Source organism: Sphingopyxis sp. Soil_C_28 (assembly GCF_057657055.1).
In genome coordinates this window covers 657,961-682,373 of record NZ_JBDGJE010000002.1, presented here as the reverse complement: position 1 = coordinate 682,373, position 24,413 = coordinate 657,961, and the positions used below count along the sequence as shown (strand labels likewise).

At 64.6% G+C, this 24,413-nt stretch carries 27 protein-coding genes; 23 read left to right on the top strand and 4 right to left on the bottom strand.

Translation table 11 applies throughout. From position 1 onward, the window contains the following. Nucleotides 1–17 precede the first annotated feature (17 nt). From AC3A43_RS11425 to AC3A43_RS11410, 4 genes are all read left to right on the top strand, one after another. Complete coding sequence (locus AC3A43_RS11425) at nucleotides 18–1,418, top strand: S41 family peptidase (protein WP_487792655.1); 1,401 nt, start codon at nucleotides 18–20, stop codon at nucleotides 1,416–1,418. A 13-nt stretch (nucleotides 1,419–1,431) separates the two neighbouring features. Continuing rightward, on the top strand, nucleotides 1,432–1,914 hold the full coding sequence (locus AC3A43_RS11420) for a disulfide bond formation protein B (RefSeq protein ID WP_487792654.1): 483 nt from the start codon (nucleotides 1,432–1,434) through the stop codon (nucleotides 1,912–1,914). After that, nucleotides 1,911–2,438, top strand: a complete 528-nt coding sequence (locus AC3A43_RS11415) for a demethoxyubiquinone hydroxylase family protein (protein WP_487792653.1) — start codon at nucleotides 1,911–1,913, stop codon at nucleotides 2,436–2,438. The genes AC3A43_RS11420 and AC3A43_RS11415 overlap by 4 nt, the downstream gene beginning before the upstream one ends. Nucleotides 2,439–2,519: 81 nt before the next feature. Further along, complete coding sequence (locus AC3A43_RS11410) at nucleotides 2,520–3,128, top strand: hypothetical protein (protein ID WP_487792652.1); 609 nt, start codon at nucleotides 2,520–2,522, stop codon at nucleotides 3,126–3,128. A 24-nt stretch (nucleotides 3,129–3,152) separates the two neighbouring features. Here the strand turns inward: AC3A43_RS11410 and AC3A43_RS11405 are convergent, their stop codons facing one another. Further along, complete coding sequence (locus AC3A43_RS11405) at nucleotides 3,153–5,090, bottom strand: S9 family peptidase (protein WP_487792651.1); 1,938 nt, start codon at nucleotides 5,088–5,090, stop codon at nucleotides 3,153–3,155. Nucleotides 5,091–5,153: 63 nt separating this feature from the next. Between AC3A43_RS11405 and AC3A43_RS11400 the strand changes: the two genes are divergently transcribed. From AC3A43_RS11400 to rplQ, 8 genes are all read left to right on the top strand, one after another. Continuing rightward, complete coding sequence (locus AC3A43_RS11400; protein WP_487792650.1) at nucleotides 5,154–5,393, top strand: hypothetical protein; 240 nt, start codon at nucleotides 5,154–5,156, stop codon at nucleotides 5,391–5,393. Between the two features lie 79 nt (nucleotides 5,394–5,472). Continuing rightward, complete coding sequence (locus tag AC3A43_RS11395; RefSeq protein ID WP_487792649.1) at nucleotides 5,473–5,793, top strand: hypothetical protein; 321 nt, start codon at nucleotides 5,473–5,475, stop codon at nucleotides 5,791–5,793. Nucleotides 5,794–5,844: 51 nt separating this feature from the next. Then, entirely contained in the window at nucleotides 5,845–7,188 is a 1,344-nt protein-coding gene (locus AC3A43_RS11390) for a TldD/PmbA family protein (RefSeq protein WP_487792648.1), read from the top strand. Further along, on the top strand, nucleotides 7,188–7,979 hold the full coding sequence (locus tag AC3A43_RS11385; protein WP_487792647.1) for a 3'(2'),5'-bisphosphate nucleotidase CysQ: 792 nt from the start codon (nucleotides 7,188–7,190) through the stop codon (nucleotides 7,977–7,979). Before AC3A43_RS11390 ends, AC3A43_RS11385 begins: the two co-directional genes overlap by 1 nt. A gap of 197 nt (nucleotides 7,980–8,176) precedes the next feature. Then, nucleotides 8,177–8,545 (top strand): 30S ribosomal protein S13, encoded by a 369-nt coding sequence (gene rpsM / locus AC3A43_RS11380; protein WP_487792646.1) that lies wholly within the window; start codon nucleotides 8,177–8,179, stop codon nucleotides 8,543–8,545. Between the two features lie 101 nt (nucleotides 8,546–8,646). Continuing rightward, complete coding sequence (rpsK, locus tag AC3A43_RS11375) at nucleotides 8,647–9,036, top strand: 30S ribosomal protein S11 (protein ID WP_003040416.1); 390 nt, start codon at nucleotides 8,647–8,649, stop codon at nucleotides 9,034–9,036. A 99-nt stretch (nucleotides 9,037–9,135) separates the two neighbouring features. Continuing rightward, entirely contained in the window at nucleotides 9,136–10,194 is a 1,059-nt protein-coding gene (locus AC3A43_RS11370) for a DNA-directed RNA polymerase subunit alpha (protein WP_487792645.1), read from the top strand. A gap of 114 nt (nucleotides 10,195–10,308) precedes the next feature. Next, a complete protein-coding gene (gene rplQ, locus AC3A43_RS11365) occupies nucleotides 10,309–10,731 on the top strand; it encodes a 50S ribosomal protein L17 (RefSeq protein ID WP_487792644.1) in 423 nt (140 codons plus the stop codon). Between the two features lie 87 nt (nucleotides 10,732–10,818). On the opposite strand, the gene AC3A43_RS11360 is transcribed toward rplQ, so the two are convergent. Beyond that, complete coding sequence (locus AC3A43_RS11360; protein ID WP_487792643.1) at nucleotides 10,819–11,718, bottom strand: hypothetical protein; 900 nt, start codon at nucleotides 11,716–11,718, stop codon at nucleotides 10,819–10,821. A 127-nt stretch (nucleotides 11,719–11,845) separates the two neighbouring features. On the opposite strand from AC3A43_RS11360, the gene AC3A43_RS11355 reads away from it, so the two are divergent. The 11 genes from AC3A43_RS11355 to AC3A43_RS11305 all read left to right on the top strand — a co-directional run bounded on the left by AC3A43_RS11355 (nucleotide 11,846) and on the right by AC3A43_RS11305 (nucleotide 22,319). After that, complete coding sequence (locus AC3A43_RS11355; protein ID WP_487792642.1) at nucleotides 11,846–12,433, top strand: GbsR/MarR family transcriptional regulator; 588 nt, start codon at nucleotides 11,846–11,848, stop codon at nucleotides 12,431–12,433. Nucleotides 12,434–12,442: 9 nt separating this feature from the next. Beyond that, nucleotides 12,443–13,111 (top strand): DUF4166 domain-containing protein, encoded by a 669-nt coding sequence (locus AC3A43_RS11350; RefSeq protein ID WP_487792641.1) that lies wholly within the window; start codon nucleotides 12,443–12,445, stop codon nucleotides 13,109–13,111. Continuing rightward, a complete protein-coding gene (locus tag AC3A43_RS11345) occupies nucleotides 13,104–13,505 on the top strand; it encodes a thiol-disulfide oxidoreductase DCC family protein (protein WP_487792640.1) in 402 nt (133 codons plus the stop codon). Before AC3A43_RS11350 ends, AC3A43_RS11345 begins: the two co-directional genes overlap by 8 nt. Next, entirely contained in the window at nucleotides 13,502–15,157 is a 1,656-nt protein-coding gene (locus tag AC3A43_RS11340; protein ID WP_487792639.1) for a saccharopine dehydrogenase family protein, read from the top strand. The genes AC3A43_RS11345 and AC3A43_RS11340 overlap by 4 nt, the downstream gene beginning before the upstream one ends. A gap of 88 nt (nucleotides 15,158–15,245) precedes the next feature. After that, nucleotides 15,246–17,408 (top strand): prolyl oligopeptidase family serine peptidase, encoded by a 2,163-nt coding sequence (locus tag AC3A43_RS11335; RefSeq protein WP_487792638.1) that lies wholly within the window; start codon nucleotides 15,246–15,248, stop codon nucleotides 17,406–17,408. Beyond that, nucleotides 17,408–17,893, top strand: coding sequence for a GAF domain-containing protein (locus AC3A43_RS11330; protein ID WP_487792637.1), 486 nt, complete (start codon nucleotides 17,408–17,410; stop codon nucleotides 17,891–17,893). Before AC3A43_RS11335 ends, AC3A43_RS11330 begins: the two co-directional genes overlap by 1 nt. Before the next feature lie 115 nt (nucleotides 17,894–18,008). Further along, entirely contained in the window at nucleotides 18,009–18,872 is an 864-nt protein-coding gene (locus AC3A43_RS11325; RefSeq protein WP_487792636.1) for a glycine zipper 2TM domain-containing protein, read from the top strand. A 195-nt stretch (nucleotides 18,873–19,067) separates the two neighbouring features. Beyond that, the gene (locus AC3A43_RS11320; protein WP_487792635.1) at nucleotides 19,068–19,601 is read left to right on the top strand and encodes a hypothetical protein; all 534 of its coding nucleotides are present in this window, start codon (nucleotides 19,068–19,070) and stop codon (nucleotides 19,599–19,601) included. Between the two features lie 183 nt (nucleotides 19,602–19,784). Continuing rightward, nucleotides 19,785–20,327, top strand: coding sequence for a hypothetical protein (locus AC3A43_RS11315; protein ID WP_487792634.1), 543 nt, complete (start codon nucleotides 19,785–19,787; stop codon nucleotides 20,325–20,327). A gap of 122 nt (nucleotides 20,328–20,449) precedes the next feature. Beyond that, nucleotides 20,450–21,766 (top strand): M20/M25/M40 family metallo-hydrolase, encoded by a 1,317-nt coding sequence (locus tag AC3A43_RS11310; RefSeq protein WP_487793042.1) that lies wholly within the window; start codon nucleotides 20,450–20,452, stop codon nucleotides 21,764–21,766. Nucleotides 21,767–21,884: 118 nt separating this feature from the next. Further along, complete coding sequence (locus AC3A43_RS11305; protein WP_487792633.1) at nucleotides 21,885–22,319, top strand: PilZ domain-containing protein; 435 nt, start codon at nucleotides 21,885–21,887, stop codon at nucleotides 22,317–22,319. Nucleotides 22,320–22,558: 239 nt separating this feature from the next. Here the strand turns inward: AC3A43_RS11305 and ctrA are convergent, their stop codons facing one another. Together ctrA and AC3A43_RS11295 are read right to left on the bottom strand one after the other, a co-directional pair. Further along, complete coding sequence (gene ctrA, locus AC3A43_RS11300) at nucleotides 22,559–23,266, bottom strand: response regulator transcription factor CtrA (protein ID WP_487792632.1); 708 nt, start codon at nucleotides 23,264–23,266, stop codon at nucleotides 22,559–22,561. A gap of 218 nt (nucleotides 23,267–23,484) precedes the next feature. Further along, nucleotides 23,485–24,393 (bottom strand): LysR family transcriptional regulator, encoded by a 909-nt coding sequence (locus tag AC3A43_RS11295; protein WP_487792631.1) that lies wholly within the window; start codon nucleotides 24,391–24,393, stop codon nucleotides 23,485–23,487. Nucleotides 24,394–24,413 lie beyond the last annotated feature (20 nt).

Sequence of the window (24,413 nt, the reverse complement as noted above, 5' to 3'; positions counted from 1 at the left end):
GTGATTGAAAGACGCCCATGACCGACTCGACCAAGATCGCTGCCTCTCCGAAGCGCCGCTTTGCCTTGTGGCAGGGCGCAGCCGCGCTCTCGACGCTGGCGCTCGTCCCGCTCGCGACCGGCGCGATGGCAACGGTCGACAGCAAGACGCAGGAAGAAATTTCGCGTTTCATGGACGTCTATCTCGAAGTGAAGTCGAACTATGTCGAGCAGGTTGACGATTCGAAACTGATCGAAGGCGCGATCAACGGCATGCTCGCCAGCCTCGATCCGCATTCGGGCTATCTCGACGCACGCGGCTTTTCGAACCTGCGCACCCAGACCGACGGCGAATATGGCGGCCTCGGCCTGTCGGTGACGATGGAAGACGGCGTCGTGAAGGTGATCGCGCCGACCGCCGACACGCCGGCCGCCAAGGCGGGGATCAAGGCTGGCGATTATATCACCCACATCAACAAGGAATTGATTTTCGGCCTGACCCTCGATGAAGCGGTCGAACAAATGCGCGGCAAGCCCGGGACCAAGATCGACGTCACCGTCGTTCGCGAAGGCCAGGACAAGCCGATCGAAATGTCGCTGACGCGTGAAATCATCGACCTGAAGCCCGTAAAATGGGAAGTCAGCGGCGATGTCGGCGTGCTCACCGTCGCCAGCTTCTCTGCCGACGCGACGACGGACCTCAAGGCCGCGATGATGGCGGTCGAAAAGTCGCTGGGTCGGAAACCGCGCGGCTGGATCCTCGACCTGCGCTCGAACCCCGGCGGATTGCTAGACGAAGCCGTCGGGATCAGCGATCTGTTCCTCGAACGCGGCGAGATCGTTTCGCAGCGCGGCCGTAAGAAGGGCGATATCGAACGCTATTTCGCCGAACCGGGCGATCTCGCCGGTGGCGCCCCCGTCGTCGTGCTGATCGACTCGGGATCGGCCTCGGCCTCTGAAATCGTCGCGGGCGCCTTGCAGGACCAGCATCGTGCGGTCGTGATGGGCGAACGCAGCTTCGGCAAGGGATCGGTGCAGACCGTCCTGCCGCTGACCGACACCACCGCGCTTCGCCTGACCACCGCGCGTTACTACACCCCGTCGGGCCGTAGCGTGCAGGAAGGCGGGATCGAGCCCGATATCCGCGTGCCGCAGATCTCGGATCCCGACTATGCCTCGCGGCCGAAATTCCGCGAAAGCGACCTGCGCCGTCACCTCGTCAACGAAAAGAAGGTCGACAATGGCCTGCTCGAAAAGGACGAAAAACTCGATCCGCGCTTCACCGCGACCGCGGCCGACCTGAAGGCCAAGGGCATCGACGATTTCCAGCTGCATTATGCACTGCAGACGATCGGGCGGATCAACCCGATGGCACCGCGGATGGCGCAGGGCGGCAAGCTGCCGGCAAAGCCGGCGGCCAAGCCGACTGCACGCAACTAAGGGCGGCTCAGAGATGCTGAAATCGCGGCTTTCCGCGCCCATCGTCGCGTTCCTCGCGCCGCTGCTGCTTTATGGCGGCGCGCTCGTGTCGCAATTCGGCTTTGGCCTGCACCCGTGCGAGATGTGTTATTGGCAGCGCTGGCCGCACCAGGCGGCGATCATATTGGCGCTGCTCGCGCTGATACTTCGCGGCAATGACAAGGCGATGCGCGCGCTTACTTTGCTCGCCGCCGTCGCGATTGCGATCAGCGGCGTGATCGGCATTTTCCACGCCGGGGTCGAATATGGCTTCTGGGAAGGCATCACGACCTGCGCGACCGGCGGCAGCGGTCCGGTGTCGCTCGACGCAATCATGAACGCGCCGCTGATCCGCTGCGACACCGCGCAGTGGACGCTGCTGGGCGTCTCGCTCGCGGGGTTCAACGCGATCTTCTCATTGGGCGCCGCCGCGCTTGTCTTGACCTTGCTGCGCGGCAAGAGCACATCGGCAGCATGACACAAAACACGTCCGGCAAGCGCACCGCATCGATGATCCGCGTCGATCAGGCGGGCGAATATGGCGCGACGCGCATCTACGCCGGCCAGCTCGCGGTGATGGGCGACCGTCACCCGATGGCGCGCGAGATTGCGCACATGGCCGAGCAGGAAGAGCGGCACCGCAAATTCTTCGACGACATGATCGCCAGGCGCGGCGTGCGTCCGACCGCGCTGCAACCCTTCTGGAACGTCGCCGGTTTTGCGTTGGGCGCGGTGACCGCCGCGATGGGACCGCGCGCCGCGATGGCATGCACCGCCGCAGTCGAGACCGAAATCGACCGCCATTATAGCGACCAGCTGGACGAACTGGGCGACAGCGATCCCGAACTCAGCGCCGCGGTCGCCGATTTTCGCGCCGAGGAGCTCGAGCATAAGGAAACCGCGCTCGCGGCAGGCGCCGAAAGCGCGCCCGGCTATCCGATCCTCAGCCTCGCCATTCGCGCGGGTTGCCGTGCAGCCATCGCGCTGTCGAAACGTATCTGATACAGAAAAGGCCCGCGCCGTTCATGACGGATGCAGGGTCGCGGTGCCAAGCCGCACCAAAGTTTAAAAAGGAAGATCGAGATGACCCGCCTCCCCCTGTTCGCGCTGATCCTCGCCGGCAGCGCCGCCGCCCTGCCCGCCACGGCGCAGCAGCAGACAGTCGTCGAGGGCGAAAAGGTCAATCAGGTCGTCGTCTATGGCTCCGATCAATGCCCGAAAGGGGCGCCCGACGAAATATTGGTCTGCGCGAAACTTCCCGAAACCGAACGCTATCGCGTTCCCGAAATGCTGCGCGGCAACCCACTCGACGTGCGCAACGAAGCTTGGGCGAACAAGGTCGTCGCGGTCGAGCGCATCGGACGTTTCGGCACCGACAGCTGCTCGCCGACCGGCCTAGGCGGCTTCACCGGCTGTACACAGGCACTCGTAGCCGGCGCGAAAGCCGAGCGACAGGCCGCCAACAAGACCGACTGGCAGGCGATGATCGCCGACGAACGCGCCAAGCGCATCGCCGGGATCGATGAGGCATCGGACGAAGTCGAAGCTGCGGTCGTCGCCGAAGAGCGCGCGCTCGCCGAGCGTCAGAAAGCCGCCGAGGAACTCGAACGGCAGGCCAGCGGTCAGGGCCCGGCTCCTGCAGTACCCGACGAAGCCGACGCCGCGCCGCTGCCCACGCCGCCGCGGAACTGAGCCCCACGGCGGCGGTACAGGCCGTCAATTCAGCAGATATTGCTTCCAGAAGAGAAGCGACGCCCAGAAATTATAGTCGGCATTTTCCTTCTTGGCGAAGCCATGCCCTTCGTTCGTCCCGACAAGGTGCCACGCGGTGCCACCATTTTTCCGCACCGCGGCGACGATCTGGTCGGCCTCGGACGAGGGCACGCGCGGGTCGTTGGCTCCGGTAACGACGAACAGCGGCTTTTTGATTTCGGCCACGCGCGTGAGCGGCGAGATTTCCATCAGTTTCTTGCGCTGTTCGGGCACGCGTTCGTCGCCATATTCGACGCGCCGCAGGTCGCGCCGATATTCCTGCGTATTCTCGAGGAAGGTGACGAAGTTGGAGATGGCGACGGTACACAGGTTGGCGCGCAATTTATCGGCATAATGGATTGCCGCAGCGTAGCACATATAGCCGCCATAGCTGCCGCCGGTCAGGCCGAACCGTGCTGCATCGAGCGCCTTGTCCTTCGCCAGCGCCCCCAGGAAAGCACCCATGTCCTTGACGCTGTCCTCGCGCTTGAACGGCCCGTTGTCGAGGCTGACGAAGGTTTTGCCATAGCCCGTCGAGCCGCGGACGTTGGGATAGAAGAGCGCAATTCCCATTTCATTGAGCAGATAGTTGCTGCGGCCCATGAAGCCCGGGCGCGACTGCCCCTCTGGCCCGCCATGGACGCTCATGATCAACGGACGCTTGCCGGGGAATTTCGCCGGATCGGGGCGATAGAGGAAGCCCGATACCTCGAGGCCGTCGAAGCTTTTCACCTTCACCAGTTCGGGTTCGACATTCTTGCTGACATCGAGTCCGCCGGTCTCGCCCTCGGTCCAGCGTGTGACCGCGAGCGTCCGCGGATCGACGCTCAACGCATCGCTCGCGCTGCGCGCCGATGTGAAGCTGATCCCGATGTCACCCCAGGGCGCGATTTCGACACCCCCGACGATCCCCGCCGGCAGGGCATCGACGGTGCGCACCGCGCCGCTCTTCGGATCGAAAACCCGCAGCTTGCTCGTCCCCGCCTCGTTGACGGTATAGGCGATAAAGCTGCCATCTTCGGCGATGTCGAAACCGCTGACGTCCCATTTTTCGGCCGGTCCCCGGGCCGTAAACTTGCCGGTACGGGGGTCGAGAGTGCCGAGCCGTTCGAATTCGGCACCTTCGTCACTGGTGACCCATATCTGACCGTCGGGAGCAAAAAGCCCGCCATTGTGCGAAACCGTCTTGCTGTGGTCGCCGATCGGGGTCAGCGCCCCACTTGCCAGGTCGAGCCGGAAGAAGTCCGATTTCTGTACCGATGTATATTGGCCAACGAGCGCCCAGCTCTTGTCGGGTGCGAAATCAAGGACCGCCCAGCCCCCGCCCTTGACCTCGGCGACCATGCGGTTGCCGGCCGGGTTGCGCGGGTCCATGACATAGATGTCGCTGTCACGGCCGTTGCGGCGGGTCGAGGTGTAGGCGATCAGGCTGCCGTCTGCGCTCCACGCATTGAAGCCGTTGCGACTCTTGCCGTCCGTCAGTAGTTCCAGCCGGCCATTTTTCATCGCATAAAGCTGATAGAATTCATTGCCGCCGATATCCTTCTGCACCAGCATGATGTCGGCCGTCTTCGGCGACCAGATGCCCGACACCACCGGCTCGGCTTCGAAGGTCAGCTGCTTGCGCGCGCCCATCGGCATCGCGACGCGGTGGATCTGGTTCGTGTTGGCAAAGCGCGTGGCAATCAGCATCGATTTATCGACGGGATGCCAGCCGACGAAGCTGGCGCCGCGGCTTTCCATATAGGGCCGCGTCGCTGCGGTCAGTTCGGCGGGAACCTCCGGCATGCCGTCGGCGATCAGCGCAGCGGGCTTGGGCTCGATGGCGGGTTTTTCGGCGTCCGCCGCATGGGCGGGAGCGAGCGGCAAGGCCAGGGCGGCCAGAAAGGCGAGAGTGCGCATGAAATTCCCCGTTTTGCATGAAGCAGATGGACACAGGGTAAACGCTATCAAGGAGCCGGTTGGATGCAAGGCTTCGACAAACCGAAGCCTCGTTTCGACCATCGGCAAAAACACGCCCGGCTGCGCTCTGAGGACGCCAATACGGCCAATCCTGCAGCGAAATTGCGGCTTGGCGCGATTTGGTTGCGAATCCGGGGTGAGTTGAACACAAAAATTAACGAATCGCTGGCAAGCTGTCTTGACTTGGGAATTTTTGGGGCAAATCGTGCGGTTCTGGGAATCGCCAGCCTAAGGGGGCTGTAACATGGCATCAGCATTTGGACCGCGCCTGTGGAGGCGCACGGCAGTCAGTGTGCCGCCGGCACGGAGTCTGGGTCGCCGAATGACGTGGCACGCCGCCGCCGCCCTCCTCGCCTTTGCCGCCCTCCAGATCTGGCTTGTTATGAGCGCGATGGCAGCCGGGGCGCCGTCCGCCTTCATCGTCGTTGCGCTGGTCATGCTGCTCGCGCTCGCGCTGCCCGTCGCCCGTTCGACCGAACGCCACTGGTATCGCCTCAGCCGTCAGGCGCTTGCCAGCTGGGGGCTTCACGCGCGGTTCCGCCGCGACGTTCGCCGCCTGTGGGTCGCCGCGCTGACGCTACCCTTTCTGTGGATCAGCGGCGCGATGGCAGCCACCGACGCGATCGCAGCGATCGCCAACTAATCCCGCGTACCCAAGTTTGACGCTGGCCCGCCCGCCGTATAGGGCGCGGGCATGCTGACCGTTTCCGAAGCTCTCGATCGTGCGCAGATGCTGTGCGATGCCGCCGCAAAGGCCGGCGCCGATGCCGCCGACGCGCTTTACTATTGCAACGCCGCCACCTCGGTTTCGATGCGGCTTGGCGCGCTCGAGGATGTCGAGCGGTCCGAGGGGCAGGATATCTCGCTGCGCGTGTTCGTCGGCCAGCGGAGCGCGAGCGTGTCGACCGCCGACATGGATGCGGGCGAACTCGCCAAGCTTGTCGAACGCTGCGTAGCGATGGCGCGCGAGGCGCCCGAGGATCCCTATTCTGGTCTCGCTCCCGAGGAGCTGCTGTTCAAGGGGACCGCGCCCGATTTCGATCTCGACGACGGCAGCGAAGCCGACCCTGCGGCGCTGCGCAGCGCCGCGCTTGCCGCCGAGGACGCGGCACGCGCCGTCGAGGGCGTGACCAACAGCGAAGGCGGTAGCGCCAGCCACAGCCGTACTCGCTTCGCGCTCGCGACCAGCCACGGCTTTGCCGGCGGTTACGGATCGAGCGGGCACAGCCTGTCGGCGAGCGTCATCGCAGGCGAAGGCGCCAATATGCAGCGCGACTATGGCTGGCACAGCGCGCATCACCTGTCCGATCTCGAAAGCGCGGCCGATATCGGCGCCCGTGCCGGCACCCGCGCGATCGCGCGGCTCAATCCAGGCAAGGCGCCGAACGGCAAGCTGCCCGTGCTGCTCGACCCGCGGGTCAGCGGCGGCATCGTAGGCCACCTGCTCGGTGCGATCGCCGGTCCCGCGATCGCCCGCGGCACCAGCTTCCTGCTCGGCAAGGACGACCAGATGCTGTTCGACAGCAGCATCGTCATTCGCGATGAACCGCACCGCATGCGCGGACTGCGCAGCCGCGCTTTCGACGGTGAAGGCCTGCCTACCGCCGCGCGCAATCTGGTCGCCGGCGGCAAGATTACGGGCTGGCTGCTCGACACGGCGTCGGCAAAGCAGCTCGGCCTGACTCCCACCGGCCACGCCAGCCGCGGTGGGGGGGCATCGGGCGTCGGTGCGAGCAATCTGAATCTTGCGCCGGGCAGCGCCACGCCAGCCGCGTTGATGGACGGCATTGCCGACGGGGTCTATATCACCGAACTGATCGGCCACGGCGTCAACCCCGTCACCGGCGATTACAGCCGCGGCGCATCGGGTTTCCTGATCAAGGACGGCGCACTCGCCGGACCGATCGCCGAATTCACCATCGCGGGCAATCTGATCGACATGTTCGCGGCGTTGATCCCCGCGAACGACCTTGAACTCCGCCATGGCATCAACGCGCCGACGCTGCGCATCGACGGCATGACCGTCGCCAGTAGCTGATGCCGGGCCGCAACCTCGAAGCCGCGATCGCTGCGACCCGCGAGGTCGGCGATATGGCGATGGCGCGCTGGCGCGGCGAGGGGCAAGCGGTCAACGTCTGGAACAAGTCGCACGACAATCCGGTCAGCGACGTCGACCTCGCGGTCGATGCGCGGCTGAAGGCGGTGCTCGGCGCGATGGTACCCGAGGCGGGCTGGCTGTCCGAAGAAACCGCCGACAACGCCGACCGCCTGTCGTGCCGCGCGATGTGGTGCGTCGATCCGATCGACGGCACGCGCGACTTCATCCGCGGTCGCCCCGGGTGGTGCGTGTCGGTTGCGCTGGTTATCGACGGCGCCCCGGAGTTCGGCATCCTCTATGCCCCCGCGCTCGACGAATTGTGGGTGGCGCAAAAGGGCCAGGGCGCGCATCTCAACGGCGAAACATTGCACGCCAGCCAGCGCACGCAGTTCGCGGGATCGCGCGTCCCCGCCGACGCGCTGCCCAAGATCGACAGCGATCTGGTCATCGTGACCAAACCGAACAGCATCGCGTTACGTATGGCGCTGGTTGCCGACGACCGCGCCGACCTGGTCGCGACGTTGCGCTGGGGCTTTGAATGGGATGTTGCCGCCGCCGCGCTGATCGCAACCGAGGCTGGCGCGACGGTGACCGACGCATTCGGTGCACCCTTACGCTTCAACACACCGCGCGCGCAGGCGTTCGGTGTCATCGCCTGCGCCTCCGGAATCCATGACGCGGTCGTCGACCGCTTGCATGATCGCGCGGTCGCTCTTACATCCGGATCCTGACCGCCAATAACCGGCGCCAGTCACCGCACTTCGCTTGACAATCGGGCCGACTCACCTTAGTTGCGCGTCCATTCCGACAGCCTGACCGGACGGCGAAGCGCCCTGTGCGCATCGTGGTCCGTTTTTTGCGTTGGAAATCAGACGCTTTGAGATGGGACCGAATGCCAACGGTCCTGTGGAGCAGGAGAAAGTATCCAATGGCACGTATTGCGGGCGTCAATTTGCCCACCAACAAGCGCGTAATCATCGCACTCACCTATATCCACGGCATCGGTCGCAAGAGCGCTGTCGATATCGCCGACAAGCTGGGCATCGATCACGCGCGTCGCATTCAGGATCTCTCGGACGCTGAAATCCTGCAGATCCGTGAAACGCTTGACGCCGACCACACGGTCGAGGGTGATCTTCGCCGCAACACGGCGATGAACATCAAGCGCCTGATGGACCTCGCCTGCTACCGCGGGCTGCGTCATCGCAAGGGCCTCCCGGTCCGTGGCCAGCGCACGCACACCAATGCGCGCACCCGCAAGGGCAAGGCCAAGGCGATCGCCGGCAAGAAGAAGTAAGGTTTGAGCGCGTCCGCCCGGGCGCGCTTCCTTACTTTCCGCCGACGGCTGCCGAAAGGCACCGACGGCAGCTTCGAAGATTTAGGATTTAGGATAGCAACATGGCTCGTGAACCGCAGCGCCTTCGTCGGCGCGAACGCAAGAACATCTCGTCGGGCGTCGCCCACGTCAACGCGACCTTCAACAACACGATGATCACCATCACCGACGCACAGGGCAATGCCATTGCCTGGTCGAGCGCCGGCATGATGGGCTTCAAGGGAAGCCGCAAGTCGACCCCGTATGCGGCGCAGGTTTGCGCCGAAGACGCCGGCAAGAAGGCCGCCGAACATGGCGTCCGTACGCTGGAAGTCGAAGTCAAGGGCCCCGGCGCTGGCCGCGAATCGGCGCTTCGTGCGCTGCAGGCGGTCGGTTTCCACATCACGTCGATCCGCGACGTGACGCCGATCCCGCACAATGGCGTCCGCCCGGCAAAGCGCCGCCGCGTCTGACGTCTTTCGGGCGCGCTCCGCCGGAGCGCCGCCCGTACCAAATCCTCGCTGGACTGGTGGTCGACCCCCGCCCGTCCCGCCCAAAGCAAAGGGAAATCCATGACTGTCAATATCCGGAACTGGCAGGAATTGAAGAAGCCCAGCAACCTGGAAATCAAGGCTGGCAGCGACGGCAAGCGCAAGGCGACCTTCGTCGCCGAACCGCTCGAGCGGGGCTTTGGCCTGACGCTTGGCAACGCGCTGCGCCGCGTGCTGCTCTCGTCGCTCCAGGGTGCGGCTATCACGTCGATCAAGATCGAGAACGTGCTGCACGAATTCTCGAGCCTCGCCGGCGTGCGCGAAGATGTCACCGACATCGTCCTCAACGTGAAGCAGATCGCGCTCAAGATGGAAGGCGAAGGCCCGAAGCGTCTTCAGCTTTCGGCCACCGGTCCCGCGACCGTCAAGGCCGGCGACATCATGGTGTCGGGCGACATCAAGGTGATGAACCCGAACCATGTCATCTGCCACCTCGACGAGGGTGCCACGCTGAACATGGAACTCGTTGCCGACACCGGCAAGGGTTACGTCCCCGCGACCGCCAACCGTCCGATCGATGCGCCGATCGGCCTGATCCCGGTCGACTCGCTCTACTCGCCGGTGCGCCAGGTCGCCTACAAGGTCGACAATGCCCGCATCGGTCAGGAACTGGACTATGACAAGCTGAACCTGACCGTCGAAACCGACGGCACGATCACCCCGGAAGACGCCGTCGCTTACGCCGCGCGCATTCTCCAGGACCAGCTTCAGGTCTTCGTCCACTTCGAAGAAGCGATGAACGACAGCGGCATGATCGGCATGGCGGCTTCGCCGACTACCGCCGATGAGTCCGACGTCAACCAGCTCAACCGCTTCCTTCTCAAGAAGGTCGACGAGCTTGAACTGTCGGTCCGTTCGGCGAACTGCCTCAAGAACGACAACATCATCTACATCGGTGACCTCGTTCAGAAGACCGAAGCCGAAATGCTTCGCACGCCGAACTTCGGCCGCAAGTCCTTGAACGAAATCAAGGAAGTGCTGTCGTCGATGGGCCTGCGCCTTGGCATGGACATCCCCGGCTGGCCGCCGGAAAACATCGAAGAAATGGCCAAGAAGCTCGAACAAGAGCTGCTCGGTTAATCGAGATAGCGCCCCGGTTCGCCGGGGCGTCATCACAACGGGAATGGGTCGGCCCGCAATCGACCTGGCTTGGGGTACCTTGAACGGCCCCTCTGACAAACGAAGGAATAGATTATGCGTCATAGATCTGGTGGCCGGAAGCTGCAGCGCACGAGCGCGCACCGCACGGCCCTGTTCCGCAACATGTCGGCTTCGCTCATCAAGCATGAGCAGATCACGACGACCGTCGCCAAGGCAAAGGAACTGCGCCCCTATGTCGAAAAGCTGGTGACGCTCGCCAAGCGCGGTGGCCTTGCCAACCGTCGCCTCGCACAGAGCCGCCTGCTCGACGAAACGCAGCTCAAGAAGCTGTTCGATGTCCTCGCCGAGCGTTACAAGGACCGCAACGGCGGGTACGCCCGCGTGATCAAGGCCGGTATCCGTGCTTCGGATGCGGCGCCGATGGCGATCATCGAATTCGTCGACCGCGACGTGGATGCCAAGGGTCAGGATTCGGGCCCCGTCGAGCAGTATGACGACGAGGCGGAAGCCGCATAAAGCGCGCTTTCATCGACACGAGAAAACAAGGGCGGCCCTCCGAAAGGATGGCCGCCCTTTTTTCATGGCTGCGCGCCGATACCGATCTCAGCGGCGTACCCGCGCCCGCGTTTCGAGGTCGGCGATGCGGCGCTCGAGATAGGCTTTGTCGTCGCTGCTCGGTGTCGCGCGCGAATAGGCCGCGTCGAGACGCGTCAGGTCGCCCAGTTCCACACGCAGCTGCGTCTGCGCGGCAGCGTTGAGGCCGCTGGTGCCGAGCGCGCGGTCGACGTTGGACAAGCGGGTGCGGTTATCGAGCACCGCCGAACCGCCGCCATAAGCGGTATCGCCGACCCGGGTATCAAGCGCATCGAGGCGTGCATCGAGATCCTCCCGCTCGCGGCGACTGATCCCGTCGCGGGCATATGTGGCTTCGGTCTGGATCAAAGCCGCATAATCGCTCTTGACCCGGGTCGCTTCTGTCCGGCTCAGGCGGCGCGCCGCCACCGCTGCATCGACGCGCCGGTGGAATTCGGTGCGGCCGTCGGCGACCGACAAGGTGTCCGAATCCTCGTCCTCATCGGCATAACCGCCTTCGGTGAGCGCTTGCGTCAGCGCGCCGTAGCGGTCGCTGAGTTCGGTGCGCTCCGCCGTCGTGAAGCGGTTGTCGGCGCCGTAGCGGGCTTCGAGCGCAACGAGTTCCTCATAGTCTGCCTTCACGCGGGTTCCGTTACGGGCGGTCAACGCCCCCGAGCGAACATCGGCGTCGATCCGCGCGATAAACTGCGTCCGCTGGGTCGCGAGGGGCTTACGGCCAGCCGCCCATTGCCGCTCGACCGAGGTCGACACGCCAAGCCGGTCGCCGAACAAGGTTCCGAGGATGGCGCCCACACGATCCTCCTGTGCTCCGCCCGACGGCTCGGACGAGCCCGACTGGGCGGTCGCCACGCCGGGCGCTAGGATCAATGCGCCGACGGCGATTGCGGTGAAGGTCCTGGTCGTAATCATGCGATTTTTTCCTTTTTTACTTCAACCCGAAACGCCCTGGCCGGGAATCTGGTTGCACGGGATGCGCACCGGCCCTTTGCGCGCAAGGCCCCTTGACTCTCAGTCTCTTTCGTCTGATATTTCTGTTATGACAGAAATATCAGAACAAGTTGCGAAACTGTCCCCGGCGGCGACCGAGTTCATTCTGCACTGGGGAAATCTCGGCGGTCAGTGGGGCGTCAACCGCTCGGTGGCGCAGATCCACGCGCTGTTGTTCGTGTCCGACCGCCCGCTCAATGCCGAAGAGATTGCCGAAATGCTCGGCCTCGCGCGCTCGAACGTGTCGAATTCGATCAAGGAACTGCTCGGCTGGCGGTTGATCGATCGCGTGCCACTGCTCGGCGACCGTCGCGACCATTTCAGCGCCGAAACCGATATCTGGGAGATGGTCACGCGGATCGCGGCAGGCCGCAAGGCGCGCGAAGTCGACCCCGCCGAGGCGGCGCTGAAAGCCTGCGTCGCGCGCGCCGCGAACGATCCCGAACTCAGCGCGGGCGCCAAGGCGCGCCTCGCCGACATGCTCGATTTCGTTACGACTATGAGCCGCTGGCACGACGAAATGCTCAACGTGCCCAAGCCGGCGCTGATGCGCCTGATCAAGCTGGGTGCGGGGGTGACGAAGCTGATCAACTGGCGCCCCGGTCGCGGCAAAGATGGCGGCAAAGACGCACGGTAGGAGGGCGACATGCTGAGTGAACCGAAACGGCAGGTCCAAACATCCGCCATGGATGTGCCCGATGCGGACAACGCATTGACCGACGATCGCTTCCGCCGTCTCGTGCCCCTCACCGCCTGGAACGACCTGCCCGATGACGTCCGCCGCCGCTTTTCAAAGCGCCTGTCGGGAACGATGGTCGCGACCTATAGCGGCGAGATCGTCTGGACGCGCCTGTCGCGCGCCGGCTGGCTGCTTGCGCAGCTCTGCCGCCTGATCGGTGCGCCCTTACCGACGAACGCCAGCGGACCCGCCCCCGCCGCCGTTGCGGTAAGCGAGGACAGCGCAAGTGGTGGCCAGTGCTGGACGCGCCTGTACGGCCGCGTTCGCCGTTATCCGCAGGTGATCCATAGCGCGAAGCGTTTTGCCGGTCCCACCGGGCTCGAAGAGCATATCGGCGGCGGCTTCGGCATGGCGCTCATCGTGCGCGCGGAGGCCGACGCGCTGATTTTCGCGTCCGATCATTATTTCTGGCAGCGCGCGAAACTCCGCCTCCGCGTCCCCCGCTGGCTCGCCCCCGGCGCGACGGTCGTGACGCATCAGCATCTCGGGAGCGGCCGCTTCGCCTTCGACCTCAACGTGACGCATCCCTTGTTCGGCGAATTGCTGAGCCAGCACGGGCTCTTCCGCGATGGCTGATGGCCCGATCATCCTGTTCGACGCCGAATGCATACTCTGTTCGGCGAACGCGCAGTTCGTGCTGCGGCGCGACAAGGCCGCACGGTTTCGCCTCGCGTCGATGCAGGGTGCCGCGGGCGCTGCGCTATGCCGCGAACACGGCCTCGATCCGGACGATCCGACGAGCATTCTGGTCGTCGACGGCGCGAGCGTGCGGCGCGACAGCGATGCCGTGCTCGCGATCTACGAAGGGCTCGGCTGGCCGTGGCGAGGGCTTGCGCTTCTTCGCCTTGTCCCCGCTCTGCTCCGCGATCCCGTTTACCGGTGGATCGCGCGCAATCGTTACCGCCTGTTCGGAAAGCGCGCGACCTGCTGGGTGGCGCCGCCCGAATTTCAGAACCGGATTTTGACATGAAGATATTGATCCTCGGCGGCTATGGCGTGTTCGGCGGGCGGCTCGCCGAACTTCTCGCCGACGTCCCCGACCTCGACCTGTTGATCTGCGGCCGCGACCTGGGCCGCGCGACGCGCTTCTGCGCCGCCTATCAGGGTGCCGCGCGCGTTTATCCGCATGCGCTCGACCGGCGCGATATCGCGGCAGCGCTGGACAGCCTCGGACCCGACCTCGTCGTCGATGCGTCGGGACCGTTCCAGGACTATGGCGCCGACGGCTATCGAGTGGTCGCGGCCTGCATCGCGGCAAGAGTCGACTATCTCGATTTCGCTGACGGCGCAGACTTCGTCTTCGGCATCGACCGCTTCGATGCAGCAGCGAAAGCGGCGGGAGTTTTCATCCTGTCGGGAGTCAGCAGCTTTCCGGCGCTGACCGGTGCGGTGCTGCGCGAAATGGCGAAGACGATGGACATCCAAAGCGTCGAGGGCGGGATCGCGCCGTCGCCCTTTGCCGGCATCGGGCTCAACGTCATGCGCGCGGTCGTCGGCTATGCTGGCGCGCCGGTGAAGCTACGGCGCGGCGGCAAGGACGCGCACGGCATCGGGCTCGCCGAAAGCCTGCGCTATACCGTCGCGGTTCCAGGCCGCCTGCCGCTGCGGAACATCCATTTCTCGCTCGTCGATGTCCCCGACCTCCAACTCATCCCGCGCGCTTATCCGGCGCTCGGCGATATCTGGATGGGCGCGGGGCCGGTCCCCGAAGTTTTGCACCGGATATTGAACCTGCTCGCCAAAGTTCGCGCGCGCTTTCGCCTGCCGTCGTTCGAACCCTTTTCACGCCTCTTCTACGCGGTGCTCAACCGCATGCGTTTCGGCGAACATCGCGGCGGCATGTTCCTTCGCGTGCGCGGCGTCGCCGGCGGGGGAGCGGCCGAGCGCAGCTGGCACCTTCTGGCCGAGGGCGACGATGGTCCCTATATTCCGTCGATGGCGATCGAGGCGATCGTCCGCAAATTGCGTGCCGGCGACCGCCCCGCCGCTGGCGCGCGATCGAGCGTCGATGCGCTCACCCTCGCCGATTATGACGCGCTGTTCAAAGGCCGCTCGATCCATACCGGATTCCGCGACGAGCAGCGCGAGGCCCCGCTCTATCGCCAGATCCTCGGGACCGCCTTCGACACGCTGCCGCCGAAGCTTCAACTATTGCACGGAAGCAAAGCCGAGCGCCGGTGGCAGGGGCATGCCGACGTCCGCCGCGGCACCGGCCTTCTGTCGCGCATCGTCGCCGCGATCGTCGGTTTTCCGAAGGCTGCGGCGCATGTGCCCGTCACGGTCGCATTCACGCCCCAAAAGAACGGCGAGCGCTGGACTCGCGATTTTGGCGGCAAACGATTCGCATCACTGCAATCATGCGGAAACGGGCGGAACGACTATCTGCTCGTCGAGCGCTTTGGCCCGCTGTCCTTCGCGATGGCGCTCGTGATCGAGCGCGACCGCCTCCATCTCGTCCCGCGTCGCTGGTCGGCCTTTGGCATCGCAATGCCGCGCCGGCTGATGCCGCGCGGCATCGGTGTCGAGACCGAGGCCGGCGGCCAATTCCGCTTCGATGTTGAAATCGCCGCGCCGATCATCGGACTGATCGTCGCCTATCGCGGGTCGCTCGATCCCGCCTGAACGACATCGAATCCCCTTGCCCGCCCCTTTTCCATCCTTACATATCGGCGCACGATAATTTCCCCAAGACAATGAGGATCGCCTTGCCATGTCCCGTAAAGCCCTGTCCGCGCCGCTGGCGCTGGTTGCCCTGACAATGATCCCGGGCGCAGCACAGGCGGCCGATGCCGCCGCGACTACATCGGCAACGGCCAAGACCCCCGCCTACCCCGACACAGCGCGCGGCAACACGGTCGATCCGCAGTTCGGCGTCGATGTCGCCGACCCCTATCGCTGGCTGGAAGATGATGTGCGCGTCAATCCGAAGGTCGCGGACTGGGTTGCGGCGCAGAACAAGGTCACCGACACCTATCTCGAAACGCTGCCCGGCCGCGACACGTTCAAGAAGCGGATGACCGAACTTTATAATTACGAGCGCTTCGGCCTCCCGACCAAGGCAGGCACGCGCTATTTCTACAGCCGCAACGACGGGCTTCAGCCGCAGTCGGTGCTCTATGTGCGCGAGGGGCTGAAGGGCGAGGGCCGCGTGCTGATCGATCCCAACACCTGGGCCAAGGACGGCGCGACGGCGCTTGGCGAATGGAACCCGTCGGAAGACGGCAAGCACCTCCTCTATTCGGTACAGGACGGCGGCACCGACTGGCGGATCGTCCGCGTCAAGGATGTCGCGACCGGCCAGGATCTGCCCGACGAGGTCCGCTGGGTCAAATTTTCCGCGCTCGCCTGGGCGAAGGACGGCAGCGGCTTTTACTATTCGCGCTTCCCCGAGCCGGCCAAGGGCGAAGCCTTTCAGTCGCTCAATGAAAATCACAGCGTCTATTTCCACAAGCTCGGCGCACCGCAAAGCGCCGACGTGCTGATCCACGCAACCCCCGACCGGCCCAAGCTCAACAACAGCGCGGTCGTCACCGACGATGGCAAATATCTGCTCGTCGTCTCGTCCGAAGGCACTGACGAACGCTTTGGCCTGACCCTGCATCCGACGGGCAAACCCGGCGCAAAGCCGATCGTGCTGGTCGACGATTATGCGAACAACTGGGAATATGTGACCAACGAGGGCACTCGCTTTACGTTCGTCACCAACAAGGGCGCGCCGCGCGGGCGCATCGTGTCGATGGACATTCGCAAGCCAGCCGAACTCGCCCAGCTGGTCGGCGAGAATGAGGCGACGCTCGTCGGCGCCTCGCGCGTCGGCAGCCGATTGATCCTTTCCTACCTCGGCGACGCGAAGTCGGAGGCGCGGATGGTCGCGCTCGACGGCAAGCCGATCGCCAACATCCGGCTCGCCGACATCGGCGCGGCAAAGGGCTTTGGCGGCAAGTCGAGCGACCCCGAAACCTTCTACGAATTTTCGAGCTATGCCCGGCCGACGACGATCTACCGCTTCGACACCCAGACGGGGAAGAGCGAGATTTTCGCCGAGCCGAAGTTGACCTTCAAACCATCGGATTTCAGCGTCGAACAGCGCTTCTACAAATCGAAGGACGGCACCGAGGTGCCGATGTTCGTCGTGATGAAAAAGGGCCTCGACCGCAGCAAGGGATCGCCGACATTGCTCTATGGCTATGGCGGCTTCAACGTTTCGATGACCCCAGGCTTTTCGCCGACCAAGCTTGCGTGGGTCGACAAGGGCGGTGTGCTCGCGATCGCGAACCTGCGCGGCGGCGGCGAATATGGCAAAGCGTGGCACGACGCCGGTCGCCTCGACAAGAAACAGAATGTCTTCGACGACTTCATCGCCGCAGGCGAATATCTGATCGCCGAAGGCATCGCGGGCAAGGGCCAGATCGCGATTGAGGGCGGGTCGAACGGCGGTCTGCTCGTCGGTGCAGTGACCAACCAGCGCCCCGACCTGTTCGCCGCGGCGCTGCCCGCTGTCGGCGTGATGGACATGCTGCGCTTCGACCGCTTCACGGCCGGGCGCTATTGGGTCGACGATTATGGCTATCCGTCGAAGGAAGGCGATTTCAAGAATCTGCTCGCCTACTCGCCCTACCACAACATCAAGGACGGGACCGTCTATCCGGCGGTGCTGGTGACGACCGCCGACACCGACGACCGCGTCGTGCCGGGGCACAGCTTCAAATATACCGCCGCGCTTCAGCATGCGAAGGCCGGCGACAAGCCGCATCTGATCCGCGTTGAAACCCGCGCGGGCCACGGCTCGGGCAAGCCAACCGACAAGATCATCGCCGAGGCGGCGGACAAATATGCCTTTGCGGCGAAGTGGACCGGACTGAACGTCGAATAATGTCCTATGCCCTTTCCTTCTCCGCGACCGATCCCGCTGAACTCTGGGCCGAGGCGGGCGATGCCGCCGCCGCGCTCGTCGCGGGCGAGCCCGACGGCATCGCCAATATGGCGAATGTCGCGGCGCTGATCTGGCAGGCGATCCCCGACCTCAATTGGGCGGGCTTCTATCGCTTCGACGGCACCGAGCTTGTGCTGGGCCCGTTCCAGGGCAAGGCGGCATGCATCCGCATTCCGCTCGACAAGGGCGTATGCGGCGCCGCTGCGCGCCTTCGTGCGACGCAGCGGGTCGAGGATGTCCACGCCTTCCCCGGCCATATTGCGTGCGATGCCGACAGCCGTAGTGAACTGGTCGTGCCGGTGATCGCGAACGGGCTGGTCGGGGTGCTCGACCTCGACAGCCCGCGGCCCGCGCGCTTCACCGCCGCCGATCAGGCAGGCGCCGAGGCGCTTGTCGCGCGCATCGCATCGGCGCTGGCACCCTGAAATTCGCCCCAAATCGGGACAGATTCTTCACGGTTAACGGATTCGCGGAAAGACGCCAATTTTGCTAACAAGCTGTTAACCAATCGGTTCGGGCCGAGGGAACAGGGAGTTTAGCATGCGTACGATCGTGTTGTTGGGAATGGCCGCAGGGTCGTTGTTGCTGGCAGGGCGCGCCAGCGCCGAAACGCCGCTGACCGACGTGCGCGCAGCGACCAATCTGTCGGGCAGCGCCGCGTTCGGCCACGACCCGCGCCCGTCGCTCGATTATGGCAATCCCGACGATCCCGACGCCCGTGTCTATACCGGCTATCCCGATCGCGTGCCGAGCGAAGTCGAATATCGCCGCGTCTCGGGCTATGACGCCGAGGGCCGCTGGACGGGAACCTGGGACGGCACCTATGAAACATCCGACGGTCGCCGGTACGAGGGCCGTTATGAAGGCACGGTCGAGGGCCATGGCGCCGGTTATCCGCCGCCGCCCGCTTATGATCCCTATTATGGTGGCGGGTATGACGCACGCCACGACGAAGATATGCAACGCCGCTGTGGCCGGGGGGGCACAGTGGGCGGCGCGGTTGTCGGCGGGCTCGTGGGGGGCATCGCCGGCAACCGCATAGCCGGACGCGGCGACCGCACCGCGGGCACGCTGATCGGCGGCGGGCTGGGCGCTCTTGCCGGCTCGGCGATCGGCAATGCGTCGGACAAGAAGAAATGCGAAGCCTGGTGGTCGAGCCGCGGCGCGCATTATCAGGGCGGCTATTATCCCGGCGGCACCACCAGCTACCAGCATGGCGGCTATGGCTACGGCTATTACACCCCCGGCGTCGTCGTCACGACGATTATCACGAACGGCGCGCCGGTCGTGACCGAAACGGTCGAGACGAGCACGCGCACCTATTATGAAAATGTGCCGGTGCGGAAACGCTATGTCGCAAAGAAAAAGTGGAAACCGAAACCCAAGCCGCGCTGCGTCTGCTGATATTCACCCGAATAGGTCTGGTCACCTATACTGGTCCCAGGGCCCGTCATCCGCAGGATGGCGGGCCTTTTCCATATCGCGCGCTCGGCCCGCCGCGCGGTGGCCACGGTTCAGCGGCGCGAAAGCATCGCACGCCTACACCGGCGGGATTGCGGGCTGGACCATCCTGAGCCCGCGCCAAGGGGGTGTTCCTTGATGCGTAAATTGACCAGCCTCACCACCGCCGCGGCGATCGTCCTGACCTCGGTCGGCCTCAGCGCCGTTCCTGCCGAGGCGCGCGGGCGCCATCATGGCGGCTGGGGCTATCGCCATCACGACCGCATCAGCACCGGCGATGTCCTCGGCGGCCTGCTCATCATCGGCACGATCGCCGCGATCGCTGGTTCGGTGAGCAAGGACAAGCGCGACCGCGCACCCGATTATCGCTACGACCCGCCGTATCGCGGCGACGACCGGCAACAGGTACCGCGCTATGAGCCCGACGCACCGAACGATGCCGCCCCCGCTGCCTATGGCCGCGGCGAGGTCGAATCGCGCGCCGCCGACGCGTGCAGCTGGGCGGTCGAGGGCGAAATGGGTAACGACGCCCGCGTCGACGACATCACCGGCACCGAACCCAACAATGGCGGCTGGTACGTCACCGGCACGGCCTCGCGTGCCGATGGCGAAGCGAGAAGCTTTGGCTGCAGCTACCGGGGCGGCCGCGTCGTCGACGTCAGTTTCGGCTGACACCATCCGGCATCGAAAATGAGCCTCTCGCCCCTGCGGCGAGGGGCCTTTTCTTTATGAACGCCGGAAAAACCAAGTCTGAACCCCAGATAAGCAAGGGGTTCAGCACCGTGTCACAGCCGAATCGGTAAACCGTCTCCAACAGGCCGCGAAGATGCCGCCTGCGCTCAAGGAGACCGAACCATGGCTATCAAGACCAACCTGACCAAGGCCGCAATTGGTGCGGCAACCGCCGGCGCGATGCTGATCGGCGCCACGCCCGCGATGGCGCGCGACCGCTATGACCGCGACGGGATCGGCGCGGGTGAAATCATCGCCGGCGCTGTCGTACTTGGCGGCCTCGCCGCCATCCTGTCGAGCGGCGACAACGACCGCTATGATCGTTACGACCGCGACGGCCGTTACGACGACCGCAACCGCGGCCGCTACTACGATGCGCGTTACGGCTATGGCTATGACTATAATCGCTATGGCAACAGCCGCAGCGCCGTCAGCCAGTGCGTGAACTCGGTCGAACGCGGCAGCCGTCGCTACGGCCGTACCGACGTGACCGAAGTCACCAGCATCGACCGCAAGCGCGACGGTTACCGGGTCAAGGGCCGCGTCGTCGTCCGCGACGGCTACGGCGGTCGCTGGGGTCGCGGCGGATCGTACGACAAGGGTAAGTTCACCTGCGAGATCCGTTATGGCCGCGTCCAGGACATCCGTTTCTCGGGCCTCGGCTAACCGGCTTGAACGCCTGACCAATCGGCCCGCCCGTGCCCCGGCACGCGGCGGGCCTTTTGTTGCGCGGCGTCACCGCTACGCCGCCTTGCATCCGCCCGGACCGCAGCGCATGAAGCGGCATGATCAAACGCGCCCTGCTCGCCGTCCTGCTCCTCACCGCGCCGGTCGCCGCTTTCGCCAAGGACGAAACCCCCGCCGCCGATCCCGCGCGGCTGAAAGCCTCGGTCGAGAAACTCGTCTCCTTCGGCACGCGCCATACCTTGTCGTCCGCGACCGATCCGAAACGCGGTATCGGCGCGGCTCGCAATTGGGGCGCGAGCGAATTCGCGCGGATATCGAAAGCCTGCGGCGGATGCCTGACGGTCGATCGCATCGCCGACCGCTTCGAAGGACCGCGTGCACCGGCAGGCGTGATCGTCGAAAATGTCCTCGCGATCCAGAAGGGTAGCGGCGATCCGGCGCATGTCATCATGATCGCGGGCCACATTGACAGCCGCGTCACCGATCCAATGAACTTCACCAGCGACGCTCCCGGCGCCAACGACGATGCCTCGGGCACCGCGCTGGTGATCGAGGCGGCACGCCTGCTGTCGAAGCAGAAGCACCGCGCAACGATCGTCTATGCATTGCTGTCGGGCGAGGAACAGGGACTGTGGGGCGGCAAGCTTTTGGCAAAGCATGCGAAAGACCAGAATTGGCAGGTCGCGGCGATGCTCAACAACGATATCGTCGGCGGCACGCACGGCACCGACGGATCGATCGTCGACAATCGTGTCCGCGTGTTCAGCGAAGGCATTCGCGCCTCCGAAGATCTGGCGGCGCAGCTCGCGCGGCGCGGCATCGGCGGCGAGGATGACGGCCCGTCGCGCGCGCTGGCAAAAGCCGCGATCCGCGCCGGGACAAGCCATCCCGCGATCGGCCTCGAAGTGCTCGCGGTCCGCCGCCCCGACCGCTTTCGCCGCGGCGGCGACCATTTGCCCTCGCTCGAACTCGGCTATCCCGCGATCCGCTTCACCGTCGGGGTCGAGGATTATGATCACCAGCATCAGGATCTGCGCAGCGAAAATGGCCGCAAATATGGCGACACGGTCGACGAGATGGATTTCCCCTATCTGGCGCGCGTGACCGCGCTCAACGTCGCGCTCGCGGGCGAACTCGCCGACGCGCCCCCCGCGCCCGCCAGCGTCAGCATCGACGGCGCGGTCAGTTCGAACACGACGGTGGAATGGACGCCCGTCGCGGGCGCCGTGGCCTATCGCGTCTACTGGCGCCGCGCCGACCGCAGCGACTGGACGAACAGCCGCGTCGTTCTCGGCAATGCCCCCGACACGCTGCTCGAGGGCATCCAGATCGACGATCATTTCTTCGGCGTTGCGGCGGTCGCTGTGGACGGGGAGGAAAGCATCGTCACCTTCGGGGGCCTGCCACCTGCCAAATAATTCGTGGATATTATCAAACACGATAGACGAAAATTTACCTTCCTCCTTTAGAACTGGCATCGGGACCAATCAGATAACCGTCCGAGGTGGGAATCGGACGGCAGTTGCTGAGTCGCGCATGTTGAATCCCGAGGCCAATCCCGCCTCACCGGCCCCAGATGAAAAGCGCCAGCCGCGGCAGTCCCGGCTGGTCAAGGCGGCGCTCGCCTGTCAGCGCCTCGGCCAATTCGACGTCACCATCCGCAATGTTTCGCTGACCGGTGTCGGGGGCCAAGGGCCGCATGTCATGCAGATCGGCGAGCGAATCACGGTCTTTTTGCCCGGCCACGAGGCAATGCTGGGCACGGTTCGCTGGGTCGCCGGCAATCGCTTCGGGATCGAGACCGACAAGCCGGTTGAAACGGCACGCTTGCGCGCCGCGCACGGTGACGGTCTCATCACCACCGACAGCAAAGTCGATTTCCAGATCGTCCCCGCCCCGCGTATCGACACCTGGCGCCCGGGCCTGACCCGCGCTACCAGCCTGCCGGGGCAGTTTGGTCGGAGGCGCTGAACGCGCCGCGACTTGGGGTGGGGCGCTGCCGCCTTTGCCTCATTTCTCTTCGCCACCCCCCCCCCCTTGATCCGGGGTGACGAGCGTTGAGAGTCCGCAATTGGTCCAGTTCTGGCCCTTTCGGTTATATCGAAACGGTCGCAGGCAGGCCCGCTTGGGAACGCACCCGCCCAAAAGAAAACCGGCGCGGATTGCTCCGCGCCGGGTTCCCTCGGTAATATATTGCGATGCGCGATGCGTCAGGCGACGCGGCGCACCTCATTGCCTTCGTCGTCGATGTCGCGAAGGACATAACCGCGGCCCCAGACCGTCTCGATATAATTTTCACCGTTGCACGCGAGCGAGAGCTTCTTGCGCAGCTTGCAAATGAAGACGTCGATGATCTTCAGTTCGGGCTCGTCCATGCCGCCATACAGGTGGTTCAGGAACATTTCCTTGGTCAGCGTCGTGCCCTTGCGCAGCGAGAGCAGCTCGAGCATCTGATATTCCTTGCCGGTCAGATGCACGCGGGTCGTGTCGACCTCTACCGTCTTGGTATCCAGATTGACCTGCAACTTGCCGGTCTTGATGACGCTCTGGCTGTGGCCCTTCGAACGGCGGACGACCGCATGAATGCGGGCGACCAGCTCGTCGCGGTGGAATGGCTTGGTGACATAATCGTCGGCGCCAAAGCCGAACGAGCGCACCTTCGAATCCATTTCGGAAATACCCGACAGGATCAGCACCGGCGTCTGCACCTTGGCGGTGCGGAGCTTTTTCAGCACGTCATAGCCGTGCATGTCGGGCAGATTCAGGTCGAGCAGGATGATATCGTAATCATAGAGCTTACCCAGGTCCAAGCCTTCCTCACCCAAATCGGTGGTATAGACATTGAAGCCTTCGGTCGTGAGCATCGTGTCGATCGCTTTCGCGGTCGTCGGCTCGTCCTCGATCAGCAGTACGCGCATTGGGCACCCCTTTTTCCCACGATAATCCCGCGAACCGATCGCGTGACCACCAAGGATGTCACCGACCAACCCCCGTTGCAGGACTGCCGGAACATTAACCACGAAACTAATGAAGGGAAAAGGTTAATTTTGATTTAACCCGCAGAAGTCCGCGAGTCGCGGCCTATTTGCAACACTGGTTTATCTGGTTTTCATCCTGTTTGGGGCGCCAGATATCGCTAGTGCGCTCCAGTACACGAGATCTTTAGGGTCTCGACCAGATGGTCTGAAAGCGCCCGCACACGCGCCGGACGCAGCCGTGACGGCGGCGACAACAGATGCAGATGCGCTTGCGGCATCGACCAGTCGGCCAGGATCGGCACCACCGCCCCCGACGCCAGTTCGTCGGCGGCGATGAAGTCGGGCAACACCGCGATCCCGACGCCCGCGACGACCAGCGGCACCGCGATGTCGCCATTGTTCGCAAACAGCGGCCCCGTCGGCAGCACCGTCGCCTCCTCGCCCTTGCGATGGAAATGCAGCGGCATCGCGCGCTGGCGATGGCCGTATCCAATCAGCCGGTGGCCTGCGAGTTCGAGCGGGTGCTTCGGCGTGCCATGCTTTTCCAAATAGGCGGGGCTCGCGATCACCGATGCCGCGACCGGAGCGATCGTCCGCGCGAGCAGGCTCGAATCGGCGAGCGGTGAAATGCGCAATGTCAGGTCGATCCCCTCGGCGACCGGATCGTTGCGCGCGTCGCTCAGCAGCACTTCGATCTCGACCGCCGGGTGTTGCTCGAGAAAGGTCGCGAGCGGCGGGCCCAGCACCTTGATCCCGAAACTCATCGGCGCGCCAAGCTTGATCGGCCCGGCCAGATCGACCCGGTCGCCGCGCGCGGCCTCGGTCGCCGCGGTCGCCGACGCCACCATCGCGCGCGCCTCGTCGAGCAGCCCCGCGCCCGCGGTCGACACCGCCACGACGCGCGAACTGCGATGGAGCAGGGTGATGCCCAGCGACGTCTCGAGCCGCGTCACAGCCTTCGACACACTCGCCTTCGACAGGCCGAGCGAGGCCGCCGCCGCGGTGAAACCGCCGCTGTCGGCGACCGCGACGAAGCAGGCCCAGCCTTCATAATCGGGAAGCGCCATGCGAATTTACCCCTTATTCG

Excerpts from the sequence above, each read along its gene's own strand:
- AC3A43_RS11335 (WP_487792638.1), top strand. The coding sequence starts at position 15,246 with ATGTCCCGTAAAGCCCTGTCCGCGCCGCTGGCGCTGGTTGCCCTGACA.
- rpsK (WP_003040416.1), top strand. The coding sequence starts at position 8,647 with ATGGCTCGTGAACCGCAGCGCCTTCGTCGGCGCGAACGCAAGAACATC.
- AC3A43_RS11325 (WP_487792636.1), top strand. The coding sequence starts at position 18,009 with ATGCGTACGATCGTGTTGTTGGGAATGGCCGCAGGGTCGTTGTTGCTG.
- AC3A43_RS11420 (WP_487792654.1), top strand. The coding sequence starts at position 1,432 with ATGCTGAAATCGCGGCTTTCCGCGCCCATCGTCGCGTTCCTCGCGCCG.
- AC3A43_RS11385 (WP_487792647.1), top strand. The coding sequence starts at position 7,188 with ATGCCGGGCCGCAACCTCGAAGCCGCGATCGCTGCGACCCGCGAGGTC.
- rplQ (WP_487792644.1), top strand. The coding sequence starts at position 10,309 with ATGCGTCATAGATCTGGTGGCCGGAAGCTGCAGCGCACGAGCGCGCAC.
- AC3A43_RS11350 (WP_487792641.1), top strand. The coding sequence starts at position 12,443 with ATGCTGAGTGAACCGAAACGGCAGGTCCAAACATCCGCCATGGATGTG.
- AC3A43_RS11370 (WP_487792645.1), top strand. The coding sequence starts at position 9,136 with ATGACTGTCAATATCCGGAACTGGCAGGAATTGAAGAAGCCCAGCAAC.
- AC3A43_RS11395 (WP_487792649.1), top strand. The coding sequence starts at position 5,473 with ATGACGTGGCACGCCGCCGCCGCCCTCCTCGCCTTTGCCGCCCTCCAG.
- AC3A43_RS11360 (WP_487792643.1), bottom strand. The coding sequence starts at position 11,718 with ATGATTACGACCAGGACCTTCACCGCAATCGCCGTCGGCGCATTGATC.
- AC3A43_RS11355 (WP_487792642.1), top strand. The coding sequence starts at position 11,846 with ATGACAGAAATATCAGAACAAGTTGCGAAACTGTCCCCGGCGGCGACC.
- AC3A43_RS11390 (WP_487792648.1), top strand. The coding sequence starts at position 5,845 with ATGCTGACCGTTTCCGAAGCTCTCGATCGTGCGCAGATGCTGTGCGAT.
- ctrA (WP_487792632.1), bottom strand. The coding sequence starts at position 23,266 with ATGCGCGTACTGCTGATCGAGGACGAGCCGACGACCGCGAAAGCGATC.
- AC3A43_RS11405 (WP_487792651.1), bottom strand. The coding sequence starts at position 5,090 with ATGCGCACTCTCGCCTTTCTGGCCGCCCTGGCCTTGCCGCTCGCTCCC.
- AC3A43_RS11305 (WP_487792633.1), top strand. The coding sequence starts at position 21,885 with ATGTTGAATCCCGAGGCCAATCCCGCCTCACCGGCCCCAGATGAAAAG.
- AC3A43_RS11345 (WP_487792640.1), top strand. The coding sequence starts at position 13,104 with ATGGCTGATGGCCCGATCATCCTGTTCGACGCCGAATGCATACTCTGT.
- AC3A43_RS11330 (WP_487792637.1), top strand. The coding sequence starts at position 17,408 with ATGTCCTATGCCCTTTCCTTCTCCGCGACCGATCCCGCTGAACTCTGG.
- AC3A43_RS11415 (WP_487792653.1), top strand. The coding sequence starts at position 1,911 with ATGACACAAAACACGTCCGGCAAGCGCACCGCATCGATGATCCGCGTC.
- AC3A43_RS11340 (WP_487792639.1), top strand. The coding sequence starts at position 13,502 with ATGAAGATATTGATCCTCGGCGGCTATGGCGTGTTCGGCGGGCGGCTC.
- AC3A43_RS11400 (WP_487792650.1), top strand. The coding sequence starts at position 5,154 with ATGCAAGGCTTCGACAAACCGAAGCCTCGTTTCGACCATCGGCAAAAA.
- AC3A43_RS11295 (WP_487792631.1), bottom strand. The coding sequence starts at position 24,393 with ATGGCGCTTCCCGATTATGAAGGCTGGGCCTGCTTCGTCGCGGTCGCC.
- AC3A43_RS11320 (WP_487792635.1), top strand. The coding sequence starts at position 19,068 with ATGCGTAAATTGACCAGCCTCACCACCGCCGCGGCGATCGTCCTGACC.
- AC3A43_RS11425 (WP_487792655.1), top strand. The coding sequence starts at position 18 with ATGACCGACTCGACCAAGATCGCTGCCTCTCCGAAGCGCCGCTTTGCC.
- AC3A43_RS11410 (WP_487792652.1), top strand. The coding sequence starts at position 2,520 with ATGACCCGCCTCCCCCTGTTCGCGCTGATCCTCGCCGGCAGCGCCGCC.
- rpsM (WP_487792646.1), top strand. The coding sequence starts at position 8,177 with ATGGCACGTATTGCGGGCGTCAATTTGCCCACCAACAAGCGCGTAATC.
- AC3A43_RS11315 (WP_487792634.1), top strand. The coding sequence starts at position 19,785 with ATGGCTATCAAGACCAACCTGACCAAGGCCGCAATTGGTGCGGCAACC.